The organism is Rhodococcus sp. NPDC060084, assembly GCF_042730335.1.
In the GTDB taxonomy this organism is placed as follows: Bacteria; Actinomycetota; Actinomycetes; order Mycobacteriales; family Mycobacteriaceae; genus Rhodococcus.
Window position 1 is genome coordinate 24159 of the sequence record NZ_JBHWWX010000029.1, and the last position, 22014, is coordinate 46172.

Consider the following 22014-nt stretch of genomic DNA (forward strand, 5'->3'; position numbering starts at 1 on the left):
ATGAACGTCCCGCAACGCACCGACCCGGCAGACCCCGCGGTGGCGGTGTCCTACATCCGGGTGTCGACTAAGGAGCAGGCCGAGCGGGATGGCGATCCGGAAGGCTACTCAATCCCGGCACAACGCGAAGCCAACCGCCGCAAGGCCACGGCCATTGGAGCGGTGGTCCTGGAAGAGTTCGTTGACCGCGGCGAATCAGCCCGCTCGGCGGATCGACCGGAACTCCAAAAGCTCCTGCGCTTCATCGCGGCAAACCCCGTCGATTACGTCCTGGTACACAAGGTGGATCGCCTGGCACGCAACCGCGTCGATGATGTCGAGATCAATCTCGCCATTCGTAAGAGCGGCGCCACGCTGGTCTCGGCCATGGAGAATATCGATGAGACGGCTTCCGGCATGCTGCTGCACGGCATCATGAGCTCGATTGCTGAGTTCTACTCACGCAACTTGGCGACCGAGGTTCTCAAGGGGATGGAGCAGAAGGCCAAGACCGGCGGCACCCCCGGCAAAGCCCCGCTTGGCTACCGTAACGTCGCCGCCTTGAACGCTGAAGGCCGCGAGGTGCGCACCGTCGCTGTCGATCCAGACCGGGCCCCGCTCATCACCTGGGCCTTCCAGGCGTATGCGACAGGGGACTGGACGCTACGCCGCCTGGCTGGCGCCTTGGAAGCGCGGGGCCTCACCTCGCGCCCCACCACACGATCCCCGGGCGGGCCGCTTGCCCTCAACTCAGTACACAAGATCCTGCGGGCGCCGTACTACAAAGGCGAGGTGACCTACCGCGGCGTCCAGTACCCGGGTCGGCATCAGCCGCTGATTGACGACGCGACGTGGACACGGGTCCAGGAGGTGCTTGACGCTCGGGCTACGGGGGAGCGCTCCCGCGAGCACCCGCACTACCTCAAGTCGAGTGTCTTCTGCGGCGGCTGTGGCAGCCGGTTGATCGTGACGATGTCCAAGAACCGCTACGGCACGCTTTACCCCTACTTCATCTGTCTAGGACGCCACAGTAAGAGCAACGGCTGCATGCGCAAGGCCGTGCTCATCTCAGTTGTCGAAGAGTTGGTCGAGGATGCCTATCGGACGATCCAGCTCGATCCGGAGGTGCGGCTCCAAATCGAAACCCGCCTGCGGGCCGAAATCGCGGCCACGCGAGCGGGCATCGAGGCTGAAGGGCGGGACCTCACCACCCAGAAAGAGCGGCTCCTGGCCGAGCGCACCCGACTGCTTCAGGCCCACTACGCCGGGGCTGTGCCGCTTGACCAACTCAAGAGTGAGCAGGACCGTATCGCTCGCCAACTGGGGGCCATCGAGGAGCGGCTATCGGCTGCCAACGTGGCAATCGACGACGTCGAAGCCAACCTACAGCGGGCGCTGGACTACGCGACCCACTGCTACCGGGGCTACTTGGCCGCTGGTCCGCACGTGCGTCGACTTTACAACCAGGCATTCTTCGAGAAGATCTACGTCGAGGACGACGATGTGCGGGTTACGCTGCAGGAGCCATTCAAGACACTCGCCGGTCCCGTAGCTATCGGCGACACTGAAGAACGGGTAACGGGGTCCGCCGAACCATGTGCACCGGCGTTAGCCGAGGTAATGAGCAGAAACAACAAACCTTCGTCCTGGGACGAAGGTTTGAATGAACTAATTCTGGTGCCCCCGGCAGGAATCGAACCTGCGACCTAGAGATTAGAAGGCTCTTGCTCTATCCAACTGAGCTACGGAGGCGCGGCCAGAATCTTAACGGCTCGGCGGCCAGCCGTGTGCGGGTACCCCTCTACGCGTTGCGCGCGGAGCCGGGGTTGTCCTCCTGGGCCTCCGGTGCGGTGCCGTTCCCCGGCGGGGAGACGCGCGGAATGTCCACCTCGCCGCCCTTGACCCTCTGCAGCACATGGTCGATCCCGATCCCCAGGACCACCGCGACACAGACGGAGATCACTGCGCCGAGCAACGGCTGGGATTCGAACCAGCCACCGACGAGCCTGCCCATCAGCGACGAGTACAGAGCCCAGGTGATGCCGCCGAGGATGGTCAGCGGCACGAACTTCTTGCGGGGGTATCGAGTGGCGCCGGCCGTCATGTTCACGGCGATACGGCCGATCGGGATGTACCGGGCGGTGAGGATGACCGCCGCGCCGCGCTTGTCCAGCCCGCGGCGGGCCCACGCGAATGCGGCCTTGCCCTTCGGGCTGCGCATCCACCGGAACCGGTCCGTGCCGGCCCGTCGTCCGATCGTGTACGCGATGTTGTCTCCGAGGATCGCCCCGACCGCTGCGATGACGATGATCGCGGCGAGGTACGGCCGACCCGTCGAACCCGACAGCGACGCCAGCGTGACGAGCACCGTCTCGCTCGGGACCGGCGGGAAGAACCCGTCGACGGTGCACACCACGAAAAGCAGCGGGTAGACCCACAGCGCAGCCGCCTGACCGGTGATGAATTCGTTGATCACATCCATGGGCTGGTGGTGTGCTCCCGTCGGTATCGCGCACGTGCTCACCCCACGGTATGCGGTCGGGGCGGAAGTGGGAACGACTGCGACGCCCCGACGGACTCAGGCGACCAGTCCGGCCCGGAACGCGGCCAGAGCCGCCTCCACTCGATTGCGGGTTCCGAGTTTGGTGAAGACCGCCGAAAGGTGCGTCTTGACAGTCGTTTCGCTCAGGAACAAGCGGCCCGCGATATCGGCGTTGGACGCTCCGGTGGCCAGCACGCGCAGCACGTCGCGCTCCCGCTCGGACAGTCGAGTGAGGTCCGTCACCGCGGGCGCCGGGGTTGCCGCGTGGTGGTGCGCCACGATGCGGCGCAGCGAGTCGGCGCTGAACAGTGTGTTCCCGGCAGCAACCGCCCGCACCGACTGATGGTACGTCTGCGGCGGCTCGTCCTTGCTCAGGAAACTGTGCGCGCCGGCAGCGACGGCCTGCACCACGAGATCGTCGACGTCCATCGCCGTCATGGCGATCACGCGGGGAGGGTGGGGCATCGACATGAGTTGCCGGGTCGCCTCGAGGCCGCCCACTCGGCGCATCTTCAGATCCATCAGCACCACGTGCGGTGAAAACCGGTGGACGGCGTGGGGGACCCGGTCGCCGTCGTCGACATCGGCCACGACCACGATGTCGTCGGTCGCGGCGAAGATGTCGGTGACGCCTCGGCGAACGAAGGGGTCGTCGTCGACGACGAGCACGGTGATCATCTCGGCAGCAGCGGGCACGGGTCGAGCCTAGGACCCGCCCCCGACACGAGGCGTGCTCCGTCCCTTACAGAATCCCCGTCAGGCCGACCAGGGCACCCAGCAGTCCACGACGAACTCGGAGCCCACCACCCCGGCCCGGAGCGTGCCCCCGATCTGATGGGCCTGCTCGGTGAGACCGGTCAGGCCCGCTCGCGAGCCGATGGGCACGGTCGGAGGCAACGAACTGAGCCCATTGCGCACGTCGATCCGGATGCCCTGGTGGGCAGCGCCGGTGATGGTGATGCGCACCGTCTGGTCCGACGCGTACTTCTGAACGTTGGTGAGGGCTTCCTGCACCACCCGGTACGTCACGTGGCCGGACACGGTTCCGACGTCACCGGGCTGGAGATCGGTGAACAAGACGGTGTGCAGCCCGGCCGCGCGCGCGGACTGGACGAGATCGGCCACGGCATCTATCCCTTGATGTCCGCTGGTCCGCGACGCGCCCGCCGTCCCACGAAGCACCCCGACGATGCTCTTGAGCTCGTCGAGAGATTCGTGCGCGGTACTGCGGATCATCGCGGCCGTATTGGCTGTCTTCTGCGGATCATCGGCCCCACCGACCTGCAGTGCTCCCGCGAACAGGGAGATTCGGCTCAGTCCTGCGGCGAGCGTGTCGTGCATGTCGCGGGCGATCCGGGTTCGTTCCTCGGTACGGATCATCTCGTCGTGGATCGATTCCGTCTTCGCCGTCGCGCGGTCGCGCACGCGTTCGGCGACGGTCAGCTGCGAGCGGGTCTGCTCGAGCAGCGCGAGCACCACCACGACCGTGACGAGCGCCGCCGCGACCAGCAAGGGGATCCACCAGGCGACCTCCCACATCGGCTTGGGTGCGGTGTCCTCCGGGCGCATCGTGCCTATCGTGAGTACCGAGTTGTCGCGGGTGCGGTGCGCGTCGTACGTGAGTGAGATACCGCACGCGACGAAGACGGCACCGGCGGCTCCGGCAAGTCGTCCGCTGCGTTCCGATTTGACGACGGCGTACAGCGCGATGAGCGCGGCGGTGGCGTCGGTGGAGAACAGCAGAGGTCCGAGGAGCGTGACGGCGAGCACCGTCCAGGGGCTCGAGTGGCGCCACACCAGAGCAAACGCTGCGACCAGGCCGAGCACGAACCCGAGTGCGAAGTTCCATTCGGGAACCGTGTTCGAGTCCGACGACAGTCCCAGGGTCAGCAACGTGCAGAACAGGCTCAGTGTCACGGCACCGGTGGTCCAGGCACGCCGGCGCCACACCGGACGCCGGAGACCCTGAGCGGAAGTAACCATCACTCGGTGCACGCTACGCAATCGCGTGGCACACCCACATGGTCCGAACGGTCCGCAGCGATCGGTCCGAAAGGAGGAGGTGGTCCGTCCGATCGGACGAGGTGCCGGACCGGGCAACTCGGGTGAGCTGTTCACACCGGAGGAGCGGCACCGCCCGCTCCGCATCTCCAGCCCAGACCAATGAGGAGAAGTGTGATGACGCACCCCATCTCGTACCCCGACCCGAACCAGAACCCGTCCGGACAGCCGCCGCGCGCCAAGCGCCGGATCTGGCCCTGGATCGTCGTCGGGGTGCCCGTCCTCCTGTTCGGTGCCTGCTCGGTCGCCGTGGTCTCCAGCGTCGGCGGCGAGAAGGAGGCCACCGTCACATCCGGTCCCGCCGGCGACGAGGTAGTGGCCGATCGGGGGCCGGAATTCTCCGGGAAGCTCGACCACGACACCGCCGCGGTGGCCGGCGCCACCATCACCCGCGACGATCTCGCCTACACCGTCGGGCCGCTCCAGCTCATCGACTCCGTACTGGGCAGCTACCTCTGCAGCGAGGTGACGATCGTCAACGTCGGAACGGACCAGAACGACTTCAACGGATACATGGACTGGCATGTGCAGGACGCCGGCGGCGCGATCCGCAATTCCACCTTCGGCGCCGACCGTCCGATGCTCAATTCGGGCCGCCTCGCGCCGGGCGGCGCCGCAACCGGAAACGTGTGCTTCGACGCCCGGGCCGGTGCCGCTCCCGGCACGTACGTCGTCCTGTTCGAGGACACGTTCTCGCTGTCGACCGATCGGCTCGCCTGGGTTTCGACACTCTGATCCGACTGTTCGATACGTGCCCGTCGGAGTGATCCCCGGCGGGCCGTCACAGTGATGTCCGACGGGGCGTCGTAGTTACGGTTCGGGAGGTCCTACCCTGGTAGGCATGGCAGCACCCGAGCTCGCGTCCGACGCGCAGCATTCAGTGCCCGCGTCCGGACGCGGGAACCCGTCTGTTTTGTTCGTCCTCTTCGGCATCCTCGCCGCCATCGTCGCGGCACTGATCGTCGGCGCGTCCGCCGCGCAGGCGCTGGTGCTGCTCGGCATCCCGGACCCGGGGGCCTTGACCACGTACGGTCTGCCCGCCGTTCGTGCGGTGTCCGAAATCGCGACCGTGATCACGATCGGTTCGCTGTTCTTCGCGGCGTTCCTGGTGCCGCCGCAGAAGAACGGTGTCCTCGATGTCGACGGGTACCGCGCGGTCCGGACCGCAGGCGTCGCGGCGGTGGTGTGGGCCGCGACGGCCGCGCTGCTCGTGCCGCTGACCCTGTCCGACACCTCCGGCGCGTCGTTCACCGAGGCGCTCCGGCCGGAGAACCTGTTCAGTGCGCTCGGCCAGGTGGAGACCGCGTCGGCCTGGGCGTGGACGACGGTGCTCGCCCTGATCACCGCGCTGCTGATCCGGATGGCGGTGCGCTGGTCGTGGGTGCCCTATCTGCTTCTGCTGTCGCTGGTGGCATTGATGCCGGTCGCCCTGACGGGCCACTCGTCCTCGGGCGGATCGCACGACCTCGCCACCAACAGCCTGGTGCTGCATCTCGTGGCCGCGTCGGTCTGGGCCGGTGGCCTGTTCGCACTTCTCGCGCATTCGTGGCGCGGCGGCGCGTACACCGACGTCGCGGCGCGACGGTTCTCCTTCGTCGCCGGTCTCGCGTTCGTGGTCATGGCTGTGACCGGCGTGATCAACGCGGGAGTGCGGGTCTCGCTCGACGACCTCACGACAACCACGTACGGCAGGCTCCTGATCGCCAAGATCGTGGCGCTGGTAGTGCTCGGGCTGTTCGGCTGGATGCAGCGGCGACGGGCACTTCCGGCGCTCGAAGCCGATCCGACCAGCCGGGGTGCCCTCGTCCGGTTCGCCGCCGTCGAGTCGTTCGTCCTCGCCGCGACGGTGGGCCTGGCCGTCGGGTTGGGCCGCACCCCGCCGCCGGCCCCGGATGCCGTGCCCACGGTTCAGGAAGTGGCCCTCGGATACAACCTCGAGGTGCCCCCGTCGTTCGCCAACCTGTTCTTCGGGCAGTGGCGATTCGACCTCATCTTCGGCACCCTCGCGATCGTCCTGGCCGTCGCCTACGCCATCGGCCTGTGGACGCTGCGCAAGCGCGGTGACGCCTGGCCTGTGGGCCGGAGCATCGCGTGGTTCTCCGGTTGCTTCGTGCTGCTGGTCGCCACGTCGTCGGGTGTCGGCATGTACTCCGCCGCGATGTTCAGCGTGCACATGGGCGCGCACATGGCCATGTCGATGCTCGCCCCGGTGCTCCTGGCACTCGGCGGTGCGATGACCCTGGCGCTGCGCGCGTTCAAGCCGGCCGGCCGTGGTGCTCCTCCGGGGCCCCGCGAGTGGATTCTCGAATTCCTGCACAGCCCGCCGTCGCGGTTCTTCACTCACCCGATCGTCGCGTCCGTGATGTTTGTCGGCGGTTTCTACGCCTTGTATCTCGGTGGCATCTTCGAGACCTTCGCCGACAGTCACACCGCGCACGTGCTGATGAATCTGCACTTCCTGATGAGTGGCTATCTCTTCTACTGGGTGGTGATCGGCGTCGATCCGTCGCCACGCGACCTCCAGCCGGTCACGAAACTCGGCATGGTCTTCGGTTCGCTGCCGTTCCACGCGTTCTTCGGCGTCACCCTCATGAGCATGGGAACGGTGATGGCCGAGTCGTACTACCGCGGTCTCGCGCTGCCGTGGAACTACGACTTGTTCGACGACCAGAAGGTCGGCGGCAGTATCGCGTGGTCGGCGGGTGAGATCCCGCTCGTGCTCGTCATGCTCGCATTGCTCGTGCAGTGGTCGCGCAGCGATACACGGACTGCGCGCCGGGTGGATCGGGCCGCGGATCGTGACGAGGACGCCGACCTCGCCGCGCACAACGCGATGTTCGCGGAGTTGGCCCGCCGGGACCAGGAAGCGCGCTAGCGGCCCGCGGGAGCGCCTGCGGTCCGGGTCTCACACGGGCTTTCGCGTGCGGGCCCGTTCGGTGGCGATCCGCACGGCAACTGCGGCCACCACCGCCACGACCGCGGCGACCACCGCCGCAACCGCCGCCGGTGTCGAGTTCCAACCGTCGTCGGCGGTGCGGCCGACCGCGATCCAGCCCAGACCCCAGGCCATGGCGGCGGCAACCGCGAGACGTCCGTGCCCGGCGAACGCGACCACCACCGACACCGCCGCGACCACGGCGAGGATCACCACGGCCCACACGTCGGCGCCCCACCCGAACGGATCGATGTCCGCGGAGTTCAGGGCCGCCGCGGTGTTGGCGACCGTGGCGACCGCGACCCACCCCAGGTAGACGAACATCGTGCCGTCGACGACGACAGCCTCGAGGCGGCTCGACGGAGCAGATGCCGTGAGCCCGAGGAAAACGCGAACCAGGACTGCGAGCAGTGCGACGATCACCACCACGCTGAGGCCGACCTGATCGATCTGGATCGTCCCGATCCACAATGCGTTGAGAAGCATCGACGCGGCGATCCACCAGCCGAGAGTGCGTTGCCGCGGGTCGGTGTGGTGGGCGGGCAGCAGTTGCCACACAGCCAGCGCGATCAGCCCGATATATATCAGCGTCCAGATCGAAAACGCGGCGCCGCCGGGGGCAACGGACGTCGCATCCGCCGCGAGGGCTCCGCCCGCCGCTTCGGCGACGGGCGTCCCGGCGACCGCGCCGGAGCCGAGAAACGAGCCCGCGACGGCGATCACCGCGCTCACCGCCACCGTGACGACGCGTGCGACGTCCCGCCCGGTCCTGGACTCCACGGCGGAAGGCGACGAGGTCGAGGAATGTGATGTCATACACACAGGTTGCCCGGCGCGGCGCTCATCCAACCGGAATCTCTCCGCACCGATCTTCGATACCGTCCGCCCGGTTTGCACGTATGGTGCTCGCTGTGACTGCGCGCAGGGGGACGGACGAGACGACATCGCACGGACGTGTCGGGAGTGTGATCGCGGGTTTTCTCGCGTGTCTTCTTGCCGTCGGAGCGCCCGTTGCCGTCTCCGGTACAGCGCACGCACAGCCGGCACCCGGAGCGGTGGTGTCGGAGGCCCCGCTCGACAGCCGATTGTCGTTGCCGGGAGCCGCCTCGGCTCGTGCGCTCTCGTACACGACGCAGTGGCGCTCGGGTGAGACGGCGACTGCCACCGGGGTGGTGTTCGTACCCGGCGGCGAACCTCCCGCGGGCGGCCGGCCCGTCGTCGCCTGGGCACACGGCACCACCGGTCTCGCCGACGACTGCGCCCCCTCCCGTAATCCGCGGAGTGAACGCGACACCGCCTACCTCGAGCATTGGCTCGATCAGGGATATGCCGTCGTCGCGGCCGACTACCCGGGTCTCGGATCCGACGGCCTGCATCGATACCTCGACGGGCAGAGCGCCGCGAACAGCATCGTCGATCTCGTGCGTGCGGCGCGCGCGGTGGAGCCGTCGCTGTCGGAGCGCTGGGTGGTCGTCGGGCAGTCGCAAGGAGGGCACGCGGCGCTGCACACGGCGAATACCGCCACCGATCGCGCGCCCGAACTCGACTTCCGCGGAACACTCACGACGGGGGCGCCGTCGAATCTCGAACTGGTCTTCCCGATCGGCTTCCCGGAGTTTCCGGATCTTCCGCTCGACGGACTGACCGCCTTCGGAGCGTTCATCTTCGCTGGGCTGCGCGAGGCGGATCCGGGACTCGATCTCGACGGCTATCTCACCGGTCTCGGGCGGGAAGTCGTCGATGCGGCGGAGTCGCTGTGTTACGACGAGATGCTCGCGCGCTACACCGGCGTCGGGATCGGGGACCTGCTCGCCCGACCGCTCGGTGACGACCGGTTCCCGGCGGCCCTGTCCGATTACCTGGGAGTTCCGGTGAACGGTTACGACCGGCCGCTGTTTCTCGCCCAAGGCCTCGACGACCGGGTCGTGCCGGCGCCGTTGAGTGTCAAGCTGGTCGCGGACCTGTGGGCCGGGGGAGCGCAACCCCGGTTCGCCACCTATCCCACGGGGCATTCGGAGACCATGGCGGCGTCGCTTCCGGACACCACACCGTTCGTCGCGGAGTTGTTCGCGGGCTGATCGGAGGTCCCCCTCGGGCGGGACGACGCGCAGGATGTGGGTTATCCCGCCGGGGCGGATACGCTGGTCGTCATGGCGGAGTTCATTTACACGATGAAGAAGGTGCGCAAGGCGCACGGTGACAAGGTCATCCTCGATGACGTCACCATGAGCTTCTACCCGGGCGCGAAGATCGGCGTCGTGGGACCCAACGGCGCGGGAAAGTCGTCGATCCTCAAGATCATGGCGGGCTTGGATCAGCCCAGCAACGGTGAGGCTTTCCTCGATCCGGACGCGACGGTCGGCATCCTCCTGCAGGAGCCCCCGCTCAACGAGGAGAAGACGGTCAAGCAGAACGTCGAGGAGGGCCTCGGCGACATCAAGGTCAAGCTCGACCGGTTCAACGAGATCGCCGAACTGATGGCGACGGACTACTCGGACGAACTGATGGAAGAGATGGGCGTCCTCCAGGAGGAACTCGATCACGCCAACGCGTGGGATCTCGACTCGCAGCTCGAACAGGCGATGGACGCGCTGCGCTGCCCGCCGCCGGACGAGCCGGTCACGCACCTCTCCGGTGGTGAGCGCCGCCGTGTCGCGCTGTGCAAGCTTCTGCTGAGCAAGCCGGACCTGCTGCTTCTCGACGAGCCCACCAACCACCTCGACGCCGAGTCCGTGCTCTGGCTCGAGCAGTTCCTCGCGTCGTACCCCGGCGCCGTCCTGGCCGTCACTCACGACCGGTACTTCCTCGACCATGTCGCGCAGTGGATCTGTGAGGTCGACCGCGGCAAGCTGCATCCGTACGAGGGCAACTACTCGACGTACCTGGAGAAGAAGGCCGAGCGCCTCGAGGTGCAGGGCAAGAAGGACCAGAAGCTGCAGAAGCGCCTCAAGGAGGAGCTCGAGTGGGTCCGGTCCGGGTCCAAGGCCCGGCAGACGAAGAGCAAGGCGCGCCTCGGACGGTACGAGGAGATGGCAGCGGAAGCCGAGAAGCACCGCAAGCTCGACTTCGAAGAGATCCAGATCCCGACGCCTCCGCGCCTGGGCAACGTCGTCGTGGAGGTCGAACACCTCGACAAGGGCTTCGACGGCCGCGTGCTCATCAAGGACCTGTCGTTCACCCTGCCGCGTAACGGCATCGTCGGCGTGATCGGTCCCAACGGCGTGGGTAAGACCACGCTGTTCAAGACCATCGTGGGTCTCGAGGAGCCGGATTCGGGCACCGTCAAGGTGGGCGACACCGTCAAGCTGAGTTACGTCGACCAGAACCGCTCCAACATCGACCCCACCAAGAACGTGTGGGAAGTCGTGTCGGGCGGCATGGACTACATCGAGGTCGGGCAGAACGAGATGCCGTCGCGCGCGTACGTCAGCGCGTTCGGTTTCAAGGGACCGGATCAGCAGAAGAAGGCCGGCGTGCTCTCCGGCGGTGAGCGCAACCGGCTGAACCTCGCGCTGACCCTCAAAGAGGGCGGCAACCTGATCCTGCTCGACGAACCGACCAACGACCTCGACGTCGAGACCTTGAGTTCGCTCGAGAACGCGCTGCAGCAGTTCCCGGGCTGCGCGGTCGTGATTTCCCACGATCGCTGGTTCCTCGACCGCACCTGTACCCACATCCTCGCCTGGGAGGGCAACGTCGAGGAAGGCAAGTGGTTCTGGTTCGAGGGCAACTTCGAGGCGTACGAAGCCAACAAGGTCGAGCGTCTCGGCGCGGATGCGGCACGTCCGCACCGCGTCACCCACCGGAAGCTCACTCGTGACTGATCGTCTGGAGACGAAGCCGAACGGTGTCGGGACGAACACCGTCGGCGAGCCGTTCCGTTGTTCGCTCGAGGTGCGCTGGGCCGACTCCGATCGGCTCGGTCACGTCAACAACACCAAAGTCGTCGAGTACATGCAGGAAGCGCGGATCAAGTTCCTGGTCAGCCACCTCTCGGGGCGCGGCGTCGTCGCGGTCCGCAAGATGGACGCCGAGTTCCTGCGGCCCATCAAGGATGCGTCGGGCCCGCTCGATGTCGAGATCGCCGTGTTGCACGTGGGTACCTCGTCGTTCACGCTGCGCCACACGATCCTCGACCGGCACGGGGTGGTGTGTGCCCACGGGGACGCTGTTCTCGTCGGGTTCGACGTCCACACCGATCGGTCGAGGCCGCTGAGCGATCTCGAACGTGAGGTCCTCGACCGGTACCGGGTCGCGGCGCCGGGCTGACAGCCCGCGTGTCCGGCCCCCAACCTGTGGCGCCGCGGATAGGCTCGAACTCGGGCCCGTCCGCGGCGCTCGGTTTTGTCCGGCAAGCAGGTCAGGGAGTGAAGTAATGGCGGATTCAACTGCGTCGCAACTGGATTCGTCGTTGGTGGCGACTCTCGTGCAGATGTACGAGCAGTCGGGCGAGGAAATCGGCGCACCCGAAGCAGTGGCCGCCGCCCATCTCGAACTGGGACGCGAGCGTGCGCCGGGCACGGCGGCGATCCGGGTTCGTCCGCCGGGAGACGACCCACTGGGATCGACCGCCCAGATCGTCACCGACGACATGCCCCTCCTCGTCGAGGCCGTCCTGGCACTCTTCGCCCGCCTCGGAGTGGGTGTCGATGCGGTGGTGCACCCGGAGTTCTCGGCACTGCGCGACGACGCGGGACTGCTGCGCGACCTCTCGCCCGGAAACCCGTCGGTCGACGACGAGGATCCGGTGCACCGGATCGCAGAGTCGTGGATGCACGTGCAGTTCGCACTCGGAGCCGACGGACCCACAGTCGACGAGATCGACGACGGACTCCGCCGTGCGCTGGCCGAAGTGCGGCAGGTCGTCTCCGACACCGAACCGATGCTCGCCCTGCAGCGCGAACTCGCCGGTGCACTCGACGCGCTCGCGGTCGTTCCGCCGCCGCAGCACACCGCCACCGTTCTCGCCGAAACCGCCGATCTGTTGCGCTGGCTCGCCCGCGGGCATTTCACCATGCTCGGTTACCGGCGCTACGAGTTCGTCGACACCGATGGATCAGGCGTGGTGCGAGCGCGCCCCGTCCGGGGCAGCGGACTGGGGGTCCTGCGCACCGAGGGCCCCGACAGCGATCCACTCGAGTTGCCGCCCGGTGCGCACCCCGACCGGCGGCCGTTGCTGGTCCTCACCCAGGGGGCGCTGCCGACGACCGTGCACCGCTCGGTCTATCCGTATTTCGTGGGGATCGCAGTCCTCGATGCGGAAGGTCGCGTGGTCGGTGAGCACCGCTTCCTCGGAGTGCTGACAGTGACCGCGCTCAACGACAACATCCTCGACATCCCGCTCATCTCCCGCCGGGTGCGTGCCGTGATCGCCCGTGCCCACGTGGACATTTCGTCGTACAGCGGTCAGGCGATGCTCGAGATCATGCAGACCATCCCGCGTGCCGAACTCTTCTCGATGGACACCGCCACCCTCTACGACACCGTCACGTCGGTGGTCGACATCCGCAGGCAGGTCCGGTTGTTCGTACGCGTCGACACGCACCGCCGGTACGTGTCGTGCCTGGTGTACCTGCCGCGCGACCGGTACACGACGAAGGTCCGCATCGCGATGCAGGACATCCTCTTGAGCGAGTACGGCGGGGGAGTCCTCGACTACACCGCGCGGGTCTCGGAGGGGGAGCTGGCTCTCCTGCACGTCACGATCAGGTTCCCCGGGCGCGGCCGGCACGAGATCGACACCTCCGACGAGAACCGCATCCGGATCCAGGCGCTGCTCGCGGCGACCAGCAGGAACTGGACCGATCGGCTTTCCGAGGCCGCCGCCGGCGATGCCCGCGTCGACGCCGCACTGGTGCAGCGATACGCAGACGCAGTGCCCGAGGCGTACAAGGAGGATTTTCCGTCGGAGCGCGCTCTCTCCGATCTGGTGGTGCTCGAGGGTCTCCGGGTCGGTGAGATCGAGACGCGGCTCTGCCGGTCCGACGGCGCAGCACCCGGGGCGTGGCGCTTCACCCTGTACGTCGGCGACGAGCCGGTCACCCTCGGCCGGGTGCTTCCGGTGCTGCAGAGCCTCGGCGTCCAGGTTATCGACGAGCGCCCGTACCGGGTTCCACGGTCCGACGGAATCGATTGCTGGATCTACGATTTCGGTCTCGGGCTTCCGGGCGATCTCTCGCCGGACACTCTGGACTCCGACCCGACGCTCGCGGGCCGTTTCACCGACATGTTCGTCGTCGCCTGGCGCGGCGACTCCGAAACCGACAGATTCAACGAACTGGTGTTGCGCGCCGGGCTGGTGTGGCGTCAGGCGGTCATGCTGCGTGCCTACGCGAAATACCTGCGGCAGACCGGTTTTCCGTACAGTCAGCACAACATCGAAGGCGTACTGCTCGACTATCCCGAGATCACGGTCCTGCTGGTCCGGCTGTTCGAGGCACGATTCGATCCGGAGGTTGCCGAATCCGAGAGTGAAGAACGCATCTCCGGCGAGCTCACGTCGAAGATCGAGGCCGTGACAGGACTGGTCCCCGACCGGATCCTGCGGGGACTGTTCTCGCTGATCCGCTCCACCCTGCGCACCAACTACTTCGTCCCCGCGGACGACGACTCCGCCCGCGGCCGTGTCCTGTCGATGAAGCTCGATCCGGCCGGCATCGCCGAACTCCCGCAGCCGCGACCGAAGTTCGAGATCTTCGTCTACGCACCCGATGTGGAGGGCGTGCACATGCGGTACGGCGCCGTCGCCCGCGGTGGTCTCCGATGGTCCGACCGCCGTGAGGATTACCGCACCGAGGTTCTCGGGCTCGTCAAGGCGCAGGCGGTCAAGAACGCCGTCATCGTTCCCGTCGGGGCGAAAGGCGGATTCGTCGTCAAGCACGCGCCGCAGCCCACCGGCGACGCCGCTGCCGATCGTCGAGCCGTCCGTGAGCGCGGCGAACAGTGCTACCACCGGTTCATCTCCGGGCTGCTCGACGTCACCGACAACCTCGATCGGTCGCGCACCACGGTGATCCCACCGGAACGGGTGGTGCGCCACGACACCGACGACACCTACCTCGTGGTGGCCGCCGACAAGGGCACCGCGTCGTTCTCCGACCTGGCCAATTCGGTCGCCGCCGACTACGGCTTCTGGCTCGGCGACGCGTTCGCATCCGGCGGCTCGGCCGGATACGACCACAAGGAGATGGGCATCACCGCGCGCGGCGCATGGGAGAGCGTCAAGCGGCACTTCCGTGAGCGCGGACTCGATACGCAGTCGGAGAACTTCACCGTCGCCGGTATCGGTGACATGAGCGGCGACGTGTTCGGCAACGGGATGTTGCTCAGCGAGCACATCCAGCTCGTCGCCGCGTTCGACCACCGCCACATCTTCCTCGATCCGGAGCCCGACGCGGCTCGCTCGTTCGCCGAACGACGGCGGATCTTCGAGCTTCCCCGCTCGTCGTGGGCCGACTACGACCCGGCACTGATCGGCGAGGGCGGCGGAGTGTGGGAACGCACCCGCAAATCGATCCCGGTCAGCGAACAGGCCCGCCGGGTGCTCACCCTGCCCGACGACGTCACCGAACTCACCCCGTCCGAACTGATCCGGGCGATCCTGCGCGCACCCGTCGACCTGCTGTGGAACGGCGGCATCGGCACCTACATCAAGGCGCGCTCGGAATCCCACGCCGACGTCGGGGACAAGAGCAACGACTCCGTGCGCGTCGACGGCGACAGTGTGCGGGCACGGGTGGTCGGCGAAGGCGGCAATCTCGGAGTGACGCAACTCGGGCGTATCGAATACGCCCGCACCGGCGGAAAGATCAACACCGACGCTATCGATAACTCGGCGGGCGTGGACTGCTCCGACCACGAGGTCAACATCAAGATCCTGCTCGACTCGGTGGTCACCGCCGGCGAACTCCGGACCGAAGACCGTAACCCGCTGCTCGCCTCCATGACCGACGACGTCGCGGAACTCGTGCTCGCCGACAACATCGGGCAGAACAATGTCCTGGGTCTCGAGCGAGCGGCCGCGCCATCGCTGCTCGGTGTACACCAGCGGCTCCTCGGCGCGCTCGAAGCCGAGCACGGACTCGACCGTCGCCTCGACGCGTTACCCGACGACGCCGAGATCGCACGCCGGTTCACAGCGGGGGAGGGCCTCACCTCGCCCGAGTTGTCCCAGCTGCTCGCCCACGTCAAGCTCGCCCTCGTCGAGGAACTTCTCGCCACCGACGTGCCCGACAGCGACACGTTCGCGTCGCGCCTGCCCGGTTATTTCCCGCCCGCGCTCCGGGATCGGTTCGCCACCGCAATCAAGGCGCACCCGCTCCGCCGGCAGATCGTCGCGACCATCCTCGCGAACGAAACCGTCGACAACGGCGGCATCTCCTTCGTGTACCGGCTGACCGAGGAGACCGGAGCGTCGAGCACCGACGCGGTCCGCGCATACGCCGCGGTCACCGCGATCTTCGGGCTGCCCGCGATCTGGGACCGGGTCCGCAGCGAGCGGCTTCCCACCGACGTCGAGGACGACCTGCTCCTCGAATCGCGTCGGGTCCTGGACCGCGCGTCGCGGCGGCTGCTCTCGACACGGCCGCAACCCCTCGCGGTGGGCGCGGAGATCAGCCGGTATCGCGACCGCTTCGCACGACTCGCCCCGCGGGTCGGCGAATGGGTGCGGGGGCATCACGTCGAAGACTTCGCCCGCAGGACCCGGCCCGTGCTCGATCGGGGTGCGCCGGCCGAACCCACGGATGCGGTGTACTACCTCCTCGTGCAGTTCGCGCTGCTCGATGTCATCGACGTCGCGGACATCGTCGAGCGGGACGACGAGGAGGTCGCGGAACTGTACTACGCACTCGACGCGCATCTCGGAATCGACCGCCTTCTCAGTGCGGTCTCTGCCCTCGAACGAGGAGACCGCTGGCACTCCCTCGCCCGCTTGGCATTACGCGACGACCTGTACGGATCGTTGAGTGCCTTGGTGCTCGACGTGTTCGCCGGGGCGGAGCCGGGCGAGACCACCGCGGAGATGATCGAGGACTGGGAGTTGTCCAACGGGTCGAGGCTCGTGCGTGCGAGGGCGGCGCTCGAGGAGATCTTCGCGTCTGGGAACCTGGACCTCGCCGTCCTGTCGGTGGCGGCACGTCAGATCAGAAGCATGGTGCGCACCGGCGCATCCGATCGGAGGTAACGAGTGGGCAGCGCGGGGGAACAGTTCGGATTCCACACCGAGGTGATGGTGCGGTGGTCCGACATGGATGTCTTCCAGCACATCAACCACGCGCGGATGGTGACGTTGCTCGAAGAGGCGCGCATCCCGTGGCTCTTCGCCGACGGCCGGCCCACCCAGAGCCTGCGCGAAGGTGCCGTGATCGCAGATCTCCACGTGCGGTACCGGCGGCAACTCCGCCACTCGGACGGCCCGCTCGACATCATGATGTGGACCGAGAAGGTCCGGGCGGTCGACTTCACCATCGGTTACGAGGTGCGTCCCGGTGGCGCTCCGGCCGACTCCGCACCGGCCGTGATCGCCTCCACCCAGATTGCGGCGTTCGACATCGACACCCAGCGGCTGCGGCGGCTCGACGACCACGAACGTGAGTTCCTGCTGCGGTGGCGGCGTGACTGACACAGCCGGCCGGGGCCGCGGTGAACGCGCGATACGTCTCGACGGGCCCGCCGAGCGCACCGACCTCGCCAGCTTCCTCACCCATGTGCTGCGCATGGACGACGCGGCTGTCGTACGCCTGCGCCGCCGGGGCGACGGTGTGCTCGGCGTGTGGGCGCAGACCGGCTTCGAGGTCCTCGCGTCGCGGGTCGTGCGCGGCACCGTCGATCCTGCCGACACGTGCGTCGCCGCCGACGGCCTGCGCGCCGCGCTCGTCGGGGCGTCGGGTCCGCACCCCGAGGTGGACCCGGGATGGGCGATGGATTCGGCCTGGCGCGGTGCGCTGCCCCCCGAGGGCGGCTACACGCACGTCGACGACGTCCCTGCCCGCGTGCTCGTCGAACTCGCCCACCGCGGCGTGACCGTGACCCGCGAGCAGGGCGCGCAAGGACCTCCGGCGTCGCTGCTCGCGCAGGAAGTACTGGAAGTGAGCGGCGGTGACACGACGGTGGGGGTGCCCATGCGGATGGTCTTCGCGCTGGGCGCAATGGGATTCGTCCCCACCTCGGGCCGGGACTCCGGCGATGTCGAGGGCATCGATCCCGCCGAGGTGGTCCGGGTTCGCGCCTCCCCGACGTGGCTGCGCCTCGATGCACGGTACGGGTCCGTCCATCTGCGCCGGACCGGTGGTCTCGGTCTGAGTGTGGTGTAGCCCGGTCAGACGAGCCAGGCGGCACTGTCGGGCGGGAGATGCCGGCCCGCGATCGGTGTGCTGGACAACAGCACCGTGCCCGGCGGGAGCACGACCGGCTCCGTGCCGGCGTTGAGCACACACGTCACTCCGCCGGTACGCCGGAACGCGAGACAGCCGGGCGGGCTGCCGTACCAGCCGATGTCGTCGCCGGAGATCTCCGGACGTTCGTGCCGCAGCTCGATGGCGCGCCGGTACAGCGACAGTGTCGATCCCGTGTCGGCGAGCTGCGCTTCGACGGTGAGCGCGGCCCAGTTCTCGGGCTGGGGCAGCCACGACTGCGACGCGCCGGTGAATCCGAACGGAGGGGCCGTGCCCTCCCACGGCAGAGGGACGCGGCATCCGTCCCGGCCACGGTCGGTGCGCCCCGAGCGTTCCCACACCGGGTCCTGCAGCACCTCGTCCGGGAGATCCACGTTCGGTAGCCCGAGTTCGGCTCCGTTGTAGACGAACGCCGCACCCGGTAGCGCCAACTCCACCAGGATCATGGCGCGGGCCCGGGCGAGGCCGCGCGCACCGCCTCCGTAGCGGCTCACCTCCCGGTCCACGTCGTGGTTCGACAATGTCCAGGTCGGGGACGCCGGTGTGCCGGCGACAGCGGCGAAGCCCTTGTCGATCGCTTCCTTGATCTCGTTCGCATCCCAGCCCGCGAGAGTCAGGTGGAACTCGAAACCGAGGTGCAACTCGTCCGGCCGCAGATAGGCGGAGAACCGCTCGTGATCGCTGACCCAGATCTCACCGATCGTCACCGCATGCGGATACTCGTCGAGCACTTCCCGGATAGCCCGGTGGATGGCATGGACTTCGGGATTGTCGAAGCGGGGATCGGACGCGGCATGTCCGAGGAGTTCGTTCTCCTCCCAGCCGTCGTGGTCGGCCAGGTCTGCGGGCTTGGCCATGCCGTGCGCGACGTCGATGCGGAACCCGTCCACGTGCCGGTCGTGCAGCCAGAACCGGAGAGTCTTCTCGAGGTCCTCGCCGACATCCGGGTCGGCCCAGTTCAGATCGGGTTGCTGCGAGGCGAACACGTGCAGGTACCACTGGCCCGGGGTGCCGTCGGGCTCGGTGACCCGGGTCCAGGCCGGACCTCCGAAGATGCTGGGCCAGTTGTTCGGCGGCTCGTCGCCGCCCGGTCCGCGACCGTCCCGGAAATGGAAACGGTTGCGTTCCGCGCTTCCCGGTGGCGAGGCGAGTGCCTCGTGGAACCAGGGATGTTCGCTGCTGACATGGTTCGGCACGAGGTCCATCACGACACGAATGCCCCGCGCGTGCGCCTCGCCGACCAACGCGTCGAAGGCGGCGATGTCACCGAAGAGAGGGTCGATGTCGCGGGGGTCGGATACGTCGTACCCGTGATCCGCCATCGGCGACCGCATCACGGGATTGAGCCAGAGCGCGTCGACTCCGAGGAGTTCGAGGTACCAGAGGTGGCTGCGGATCCCGGCGAGATCGCCGACCCCGTCTCCGTCCGAGTCGGCGAACGACCGCGGATACACCTGGTAGAAGACGGCATCGCGCCACCAGGCCCGCGCGGGGACGGGACCGTCGGTCGGCGCATCGCTGGGGCGGGCCACGGGAGTCATCGTGACAGATGCGCGCTGCGTGGACAGGTCGAACCGTGGCAGCGAATTCCTGTGACCGCGCACACGTGATAGGACAATCCTCATGAATTGGACGCCGATCGTCGCTGTCTCCCTCGACGACGTGGAACTTCACGAAGATCCGATCGACCCGGACTGGATCCACGACGGGACGCCGGTGGCCCGCAGCGGTCAATGGTCGACAGGGAGCGACCTGACCACCACCACCCATGTGTGGGACTGCACGGCGGGCCGTTTCACATGGCACTTCGGCGCCGACGAGATCGTCCACATCGTGGAAGGTTCGGTGATCGTCAGTTCCGACGACGCCGATCCGCGGATCCTCCGTGCCGGGGACGCGGCCCTGTTCCGGGCCGGCACGTCCGCGCTCTGGGAGGTTCCCGAGTACGTCCGCAAACATGCGATTCTGCATCGGGTGATGCCCGCACCGCTGATCTTCGGATTCCGCGTCGCCGGAAAGCTCAGGTCGCTCGTGCGGAGGGGCTGACCCGTTCCCGGGACGGCGTCACACGGCCGAATTCATCATCGAGTCGGCTGCCATGTTCATGTAGTCGAGCAACTGGCGGCGGTGGGCGTCGTCGAGGGTCTCCTCGTCGATCGAGGCGATCGCGGTGTGCATACAGCGCAGCCACGCGTCGCGCTCGAGCGGTCCGATGCGGAACGGGTGGTGCCGCATGCGCAGGCGCGGGTGGCCGCGTTCGTCGGAGTAGGTGTGCGGCCCGCCCCAGTACTGCTCGAGAAACATGCGCATGCGCCGCTCGGCCGGGCCGAGATCTTCCTCGGGGTACAGCGGACGGACGATCTCGTCCGCGGCCACCTCTTCGTAGAAGCGCGCCGTGATCTTACGAAACGTCTCGGCGCCGCCCACTGCGTCGTAGAAGGTCTGCTCGTCACTCATCGGTTTCTGCTCACCATCCCTCTCGGGTGTCCATTGTGCCCGTTCCCATGGTGCATCCCCAGCGGACCGCCCACCCGGCGTGCCCGCACCGGAAGTTCACCCGTCTGACCTCGATCTGTCGCCCGATTCGGGGTGCGATTCGGGACCATCCGTGATGCACTGTTTCCAGTCTTCCGGAGGTCGTATGAAGCACCGCAGCAGCGCACATCGACAACTCCCGCCCGCGGATGCCCCGATGGGGGCGCCGGGGGCCAACACCCTGCGCGTGGTGCGCGACAGCACGGCGGTGCCCGACTGGGTCAAACGACGGGTGCTGCTGCTCAATGCCACCTACGAACCTCTCACGGCGCTGCCGGCCCGGCGCGCCGTCATTCTCATGACCGGTGGTAAGGCCGATACCGTCCACGACGACCCGCACGCGCCGTTCGTCCGCTCAGCGGAATGGTCGGTGCAGTTGCCTTCGGTGATCCGCCTGCGCAGTTACGTCCGGGTGCCCTATCACGCCCGGGTACCCATGACCCGCGCGGCGCTCATGCACCGCGACGGAAACCGCTGCGCATATTGCGGCGCGAAAGCCGAGACGATCGACCACGTGGTGCCTCGCAGTCGCGGAGGCGAGCACAGCTGGGAGAACTGCGTCGCGTGCTGCGCGCCCTGCAACCACAAGAAGGCAGACAAGATGCTCGCCGAACTCGGGTGGACGATGCGCGCCGTTCTCACCCCGCCGAAGGGCAGGCACTGGCGCCTGCTCGCCACCCTCCCGGAGTTGCACCCCACCTGGCTGCCGTACCTGGGAGAGGGCGCCGCCTGACGGCACGGTACGGAATCAGGGGCGTATGCGGCCTTTCCCGGGTGCCTGGGCTACCGTTTGCGTGTGAGCATTCTCGAGACAACCCTGATCTTCGTCGGCATTCCGCTGCTGATCATCTTGGTCTTCGCCGGTCTGTCCCTGACCGGGCAGCGATACCCGGGCCCCGTTCCGTCCGATACCGCGTACACCCTCGGCCAGAAGTGGGAGTACGAGCCGGTGCTGTGGACCGCCACGGACGAAGTGACGCGCCCCGGGCATCACGCCCATCACGGACATGTCGTCGGTAACCCGGCGGATCTGATCGGAGGTACCGCAAGTGGCAAGTGGTGACGTGATCCACACTCCCGCCCGTTCCCAGGAGACTCTTCCGTACGGCGCGGCACTCACGACGAGCGGCCGAATTTCGAGCGCTCGCCCGCTCGGCGAGCCGTTCGCCGGACCGCCGTTCAAGGACAGCGACCTCATCCGGCTCGACGACACGCTGACCGATGCCATCCGGGCAACCCACGTGCGGTTCTCCGTGTACATCGGTGATGCCGTGAACCCGGCTGCCGAGACCGACGCGCTGCTGCCGGCGACCCCCGACGCGGAGAACTCGGTGCTGATCGCCGTGTACCCCAATCAGCGGGCCATCGAGATCCGTTCCGGACGCGAGGCTTCCGCCCGCGCGACGGATCGCGTCCTGCAACTCGGCGTCACCGCCGCGCTGGCGTCCTTCGGCCAGGGGAACCTGCTCGACGGCATCACCAGTGCCGTCCGCGTGATGGCCAACGCGATCATCGCACCGTAGGTCTCGATGCTTCTGTAGTTTCGGCGGTCTCGCGGCGCCGGCGAC

General features: G+C 67.6%; 19 protein-coding genes and 1 tRNA gene. 13 read left to right on the top strand and 7 right to left on the bottom strand.

Annotated features, from left to right (window positions below):
* Entirely contained in the window at positions 1-1689 is a 1689-nt protein-coding gene (locus tag ACFWBU_RS15150; protein ID WP_378528648.1) for a recombinase family protein, read from the top strand.
* Here ACFWBU_RS15150 and ACFWBU_RS15155 read toward each other — a convergent pair.
* The 4 genes from ACFWBU_RS15155 to ACFWBU_RS15170 all read right to left on the bottom strand — a co-directional run bounded on the left by ACFWBU_RS15155 (position 1655) and on the right by ACFWBU_RS15170 (position 4504).
* A tRNA-Arg gene (locus tag ACFWBU_RS15155) sits at positions 1655-1731 on the bottom strand. The genes ACFWBU_RS15150 and ACFWBU_RS15155 overlap by 35 nt on opposite strands.
* 49 nt (positions 1732-1780) lie before the next feature.
* On the bottom strand, positions 1781-2461 hold the full coding sequence (locus tag ACFWBU_RS15160; protein ID WP_169620453.1) for a DedA family protein: 681 nt from the start codon (positions 2459-2461) through the stop codon (positions 1781-1783).
* A 96-nt stretch (positions 2462-2557) separates the two neighbouring features.
* Positions 2558-3199, bottom strand: coding sequence for a response regulator (locus ACFWBU_RS15165; protein ID WP_378528655.1), 642 nt, complete (start codon positions 3197-3199; stop codon positions 2558-2560).
* Positions 3200-3277: 78 nt separating this feature from the next.
* A complete protein-coding gene (locus ACFWBU_RS15170) occupies positions 3278-4504 on the bottom strand; it encodes a sensor histidine kinase (RefSeq protein ID WP_378528656.1) in 1227 nt (408 codons plus the stop codon).
* Positions 4505-4699: 195 nt separating this feature from the next.
* Here ACFWBU_RS15170 and ACFWBU_RS15175 point away from each other — a divergent pair, with 195 nt between their 5' ends.
* Together ACFWBU_RS15175 and ACFWBU_RS15180 are read left to right on the top strand one after the other, a co-directional pair.
* Positions 4700-5317, top strand: a complete 618-nt coding sequence (locus ACFWBU_RS15175) for a DUF4352 domain-containing protein (protein WP_169620454.1) — start codon at positions 4700-4702, stop codon at positions 5315-5317.
* A gap of 106 nt (positions 5318-5423) precedes the next feature.
* Positions 5424-7457 carry a cytochrome c oxidase assembly protein gene (locus ACFWBU_RS15180; protein ID WP_378528649.1) on the top strand — a complete coding sequence of 678 codons (2034 nt, stop codon included), beginning with the start codon at positions 5424-5426 and terminating at the stop codon, positions 7455-7457.
* A gap of 30 nt (positions 7458-7487) precedes the next feature.
* Here ACFWBU_RS15180 and ACFWBU_RS15185 read toward each other — a convergent pair whose 3' ends face one another.
* Complete coding sequence (locus tag ACFWBU_RS15185) at positions 7488-8333, bottom strand: tryptophan-rich sensory protein (RefSeq protein ID WP_378528650.1); 846 nt, start codon at positions 8331-8333, stop codon at positions 7488-7490.
* Positions 8334-8416: 83 nt separating this feature from the next.
* Between ACFWBU_RS15185 and ACFWBU_RS15190 the strand changes: the two genes are divergently transcribed.
* From ACFWBU_RS15190 to ACFWBU_RS15215, 6 genes are all read left to right on the top strand, one after another.
* Positions 8417-9595 (top strand): S9 family peptidase, encoded by a 1179-nt coding sequence (locus ACFWBU_RS15190; protein ID WP_206036759.1) that lies wholly within the window; start codon positions 8417-8419, stop codon positions 9593-9595.
* A 72-nt stretch (positions 9596-9667) separates the two neighbouring features.
* Entirely contained in the window at positions 9668-11341 is a 1674-nt protein-coding gene (gene ettA, locus ACFWBU_RS15195; protein ID WP_169620458.1) for an energy-dependent translational throttle protein EttA, read from the top strand.
* The gene (locus tag ACFWBU_RS15200; protein ID WP_378528651.1) at positions 11334-11786 is read left to right on the top strand and encodes an acyl-CoA thioesterase; all 453 of its coding nucleotides are present in this window, start codon (positions 11334-11336) and stop codon (positions 11784-11786) included. Before ettA ends, ACFWBU_RS15200 begins: the two co-directional genes overlap by 8 nt.
* Positions 11787-11949: 163 nt before the next feature.
* Positions 11950-16701, top strand: coding sequence for an NAD-glutamate dehydrogenase (locus ACFWBU_RS15205; RefSeq protein WP_378528657.1), 4752 nt, complete (start codon positions 11950-11952; stop codon positions 16699-16701).
* Positions 16702-16704: 3 nt separating this feature from the next.
* Complete coding sequence (locus ACFWBU_RS15210) at positions 16705-17139, top strand: thioesterase family protein (RefSeq protein ID WP_169620461.1); 435 nt, start codon at positions 16705-16707, stop codon at positions 17137-17139.
* Entirely contained in the window at positions 17132-17830 is a 699-nt protein-coding gene (locus ACFWBU_RS15215; protein ID WP_169620462.1) for a hypothetical protein, read from the top strand. Before ACFWBU_RS15210 ends, ACFWBU_RS15215 begins: the two co-directional genes overlap by 8 nt.
* 5 nt (positions 17831-17835) lie before the next feature.
* Here the strand turns inward: ACFWBU_RS15215 and ACFWBU_RS15220 are convergent, their stop codons facing one another.
* Entirely contained in the window at positions 17836-19452 is a 1617-nt protein-coding gene (locus ACFWBU_RS15220; RefSeq protein WP_169620463.1) for a glycoside hydrolase family 13 protein, read from the bottom strand.
* Between the two features lie 82 nt (positions 19453-19534).
* Here ACFWBU_RS15220 and ACFWBU_RS15225 point away from each other — a divergent pair, with 82 nt between their 5' ends.
* Positions 19535-19957: a cupin domain-containing protein gene (locus tag ACFWBU_RS15225; RefSeq protein WP_169620464.1), complete on the top strand. Its 423-nt coding sequence runs from the start codon at positions 19535-19537 to the stop codon at positions 19955-19957.
* Positions 19958-19975: 18 nt separating this feature from the next.
* On the opposite strand, the gene ACFWBU_RS15230 is transcribed toward ACFWBU_RS15225, so the two are convergent.
* A complete protein-coding gene (locus ACFWBU_RS15230; protein WP_169620465.1) occupies positions 19976-20368 on the bottom strand; it encodes a globin in 393 nt (130 codons plus the stop codon).
* 184 nt (positions 20369-20552) lie between these two features.
* On the opposite strand from ACFWBU_RS15230, the gene ACFWBU_RS15235 reads away from it, so the two are divergent.
* The 3 genes from ACFWBU_RS15235 (at position 20553) to ACFWBU_RS15245 (ending at position 21969) form a co-directional block, all read left to right on the top strand.
* Positions 20553-21179: an HNH endonuclease gene (locus tag ACFWBU_RS15235; protein WP_169620466.1), complete on the top strand. Its 627-nt coding sequence runs from the start codon at positions 20553-20555 to the stop codon at positions 21177-21179.
* Between the two features lie 63 nt (positions 21180-21242).
* Positions 21243-21509: a hypothetical protein gene (locus ACFWBU_RS15240; protein WP_169620467.1), complete on the top strand. Its 267-nt coding sequence runs from the start codon at positions 21243-21245 to the stop codon at positions 21507-21509.
* On the top strand, positions 21496-21969 hold the full coding sequence (locus tag ACFWBU_RS15245) for a DUF5130 family protein (protein ID WP_169653214.1): 474 nt from the start codon (positions 21496-21498) through the stop codon (positions 21967-21969). Before ACFWBU_RS15240 ends, ACFWBU_RS15245 begins: the two co-directional genes overlap by 14 nt.
* The last annotated feature ends 45 nt before the right edge of the window (positions 21970-22014 follow it).

What these genes read in the sequence shown, in the direction of transcription:
- ACFWBU_RS15170 (WP_378528656.1), bottom strand. Translation starts at nt 4,504, where the DNA reads ATGGTTACTTCCGCTCAGGGTCTCCGGCGTCCGGTGTGGCGCCGGCGT.
- ACFWBU_RS15150 (WP_378528648.1), top strand. Translation starts at nt 1, where the DNA reads ATGAACGTCCCGCAACGCACCGACCCGGCAGACCCCGCGGTGGCGGTG.
- ACFWBU_RS15220 (WP_169620463.1), bottom strand. Translation starts at nt 19,452, where the DNA reads ATGACTCCCGTGGCCCGCCCCAGCGATGCGCCGACCGACGGTCCCGTC.
- ettA (WP_169620458.1), top strand. Translation starts at nt 9,668, where the DNA reads ATGGCGGAGTTCATTTACACGATGAAGAAGGTGCGCAAGGCGCACGGT.
- ACFWBU_RS15205 (WP_378528657.1), top strand. Translation starts at nt 11,950, where the DNA reads ATGTACGAGCAGTCGGGCGAGGAAATCGGCGCACCCGAAGCAGTGGCC.
- ACFWBU_RS15230 (WP_169620465.1), bottom strand. Translation starts at nt 20,368, where the DNA reads ATGAGTGACGAGCAGACCTTCTACGACGCAGTGGGCGGCGCCGAGACG.
- ACFWBU_RS15165 (WP_378528655.1), bottom strand. Translation starts at nt 3,199, where the DNA reads ATGATCACCGTGCTCGTCGTCGACGACGACCCCTTCGTTCGCCGAGGC.
- ACFWBU_RS15160 (WP_169620453.1), bottom strand. Translation starts at nt 2,461, where the DNA reads ATGGATGTGATCAACGAATTCATCACCGGTCAGGCGGCTGCGCTGTGG.
- ACFWBU_RS15190 (WP_206036759.1), top strand. Translation starts at nt 8,417, where the DNA reads ATGGTGCTCGCTGTGACTGCGCGCAGGGGGACGGACGAGACGACATCG.
- ACFWBU_RS15185 (WP_378528650.1), bottom strand. Translation starts at nt 8,333, where the DNA reads ATGACATCACATTCCTCGACCTCGTCGCCTTCCGCCGTGGAGTCCAGG.
- ACFWBU_RS15235 (WP_169620466.1), top strand. Translation starts at nt 20,553, where the DNA reads ATGAAGCACCGCAGCAGCGCACATCGACAACTCCCGCCCGCGGATGCC.
- ACFWBU_RS15175 (WP_169620454.1), top strand. Translation starts at nt 4,700, where the DNA reads ATGACGCACCCCATCTCGTACCCCGACCCGAACCAGAACCCGTCCGGA.
- ACFWBU_RS15180 (WP_378528649.1), top strand. Translation starts at nt 5,424, where the DNA reads ATGGCAGCACCCGAGCTCGCGTCCGACGCGCAGCATTCAGTGCCCGCG.
- ACFWBU_RS15225 (WP_169620464.1), top strand. Translation starts at nt 19,535, where the DNA reads ATGAATTGGACGCCGATCGTCGCTGTCTCCCTCGACGACGTGGAACTT.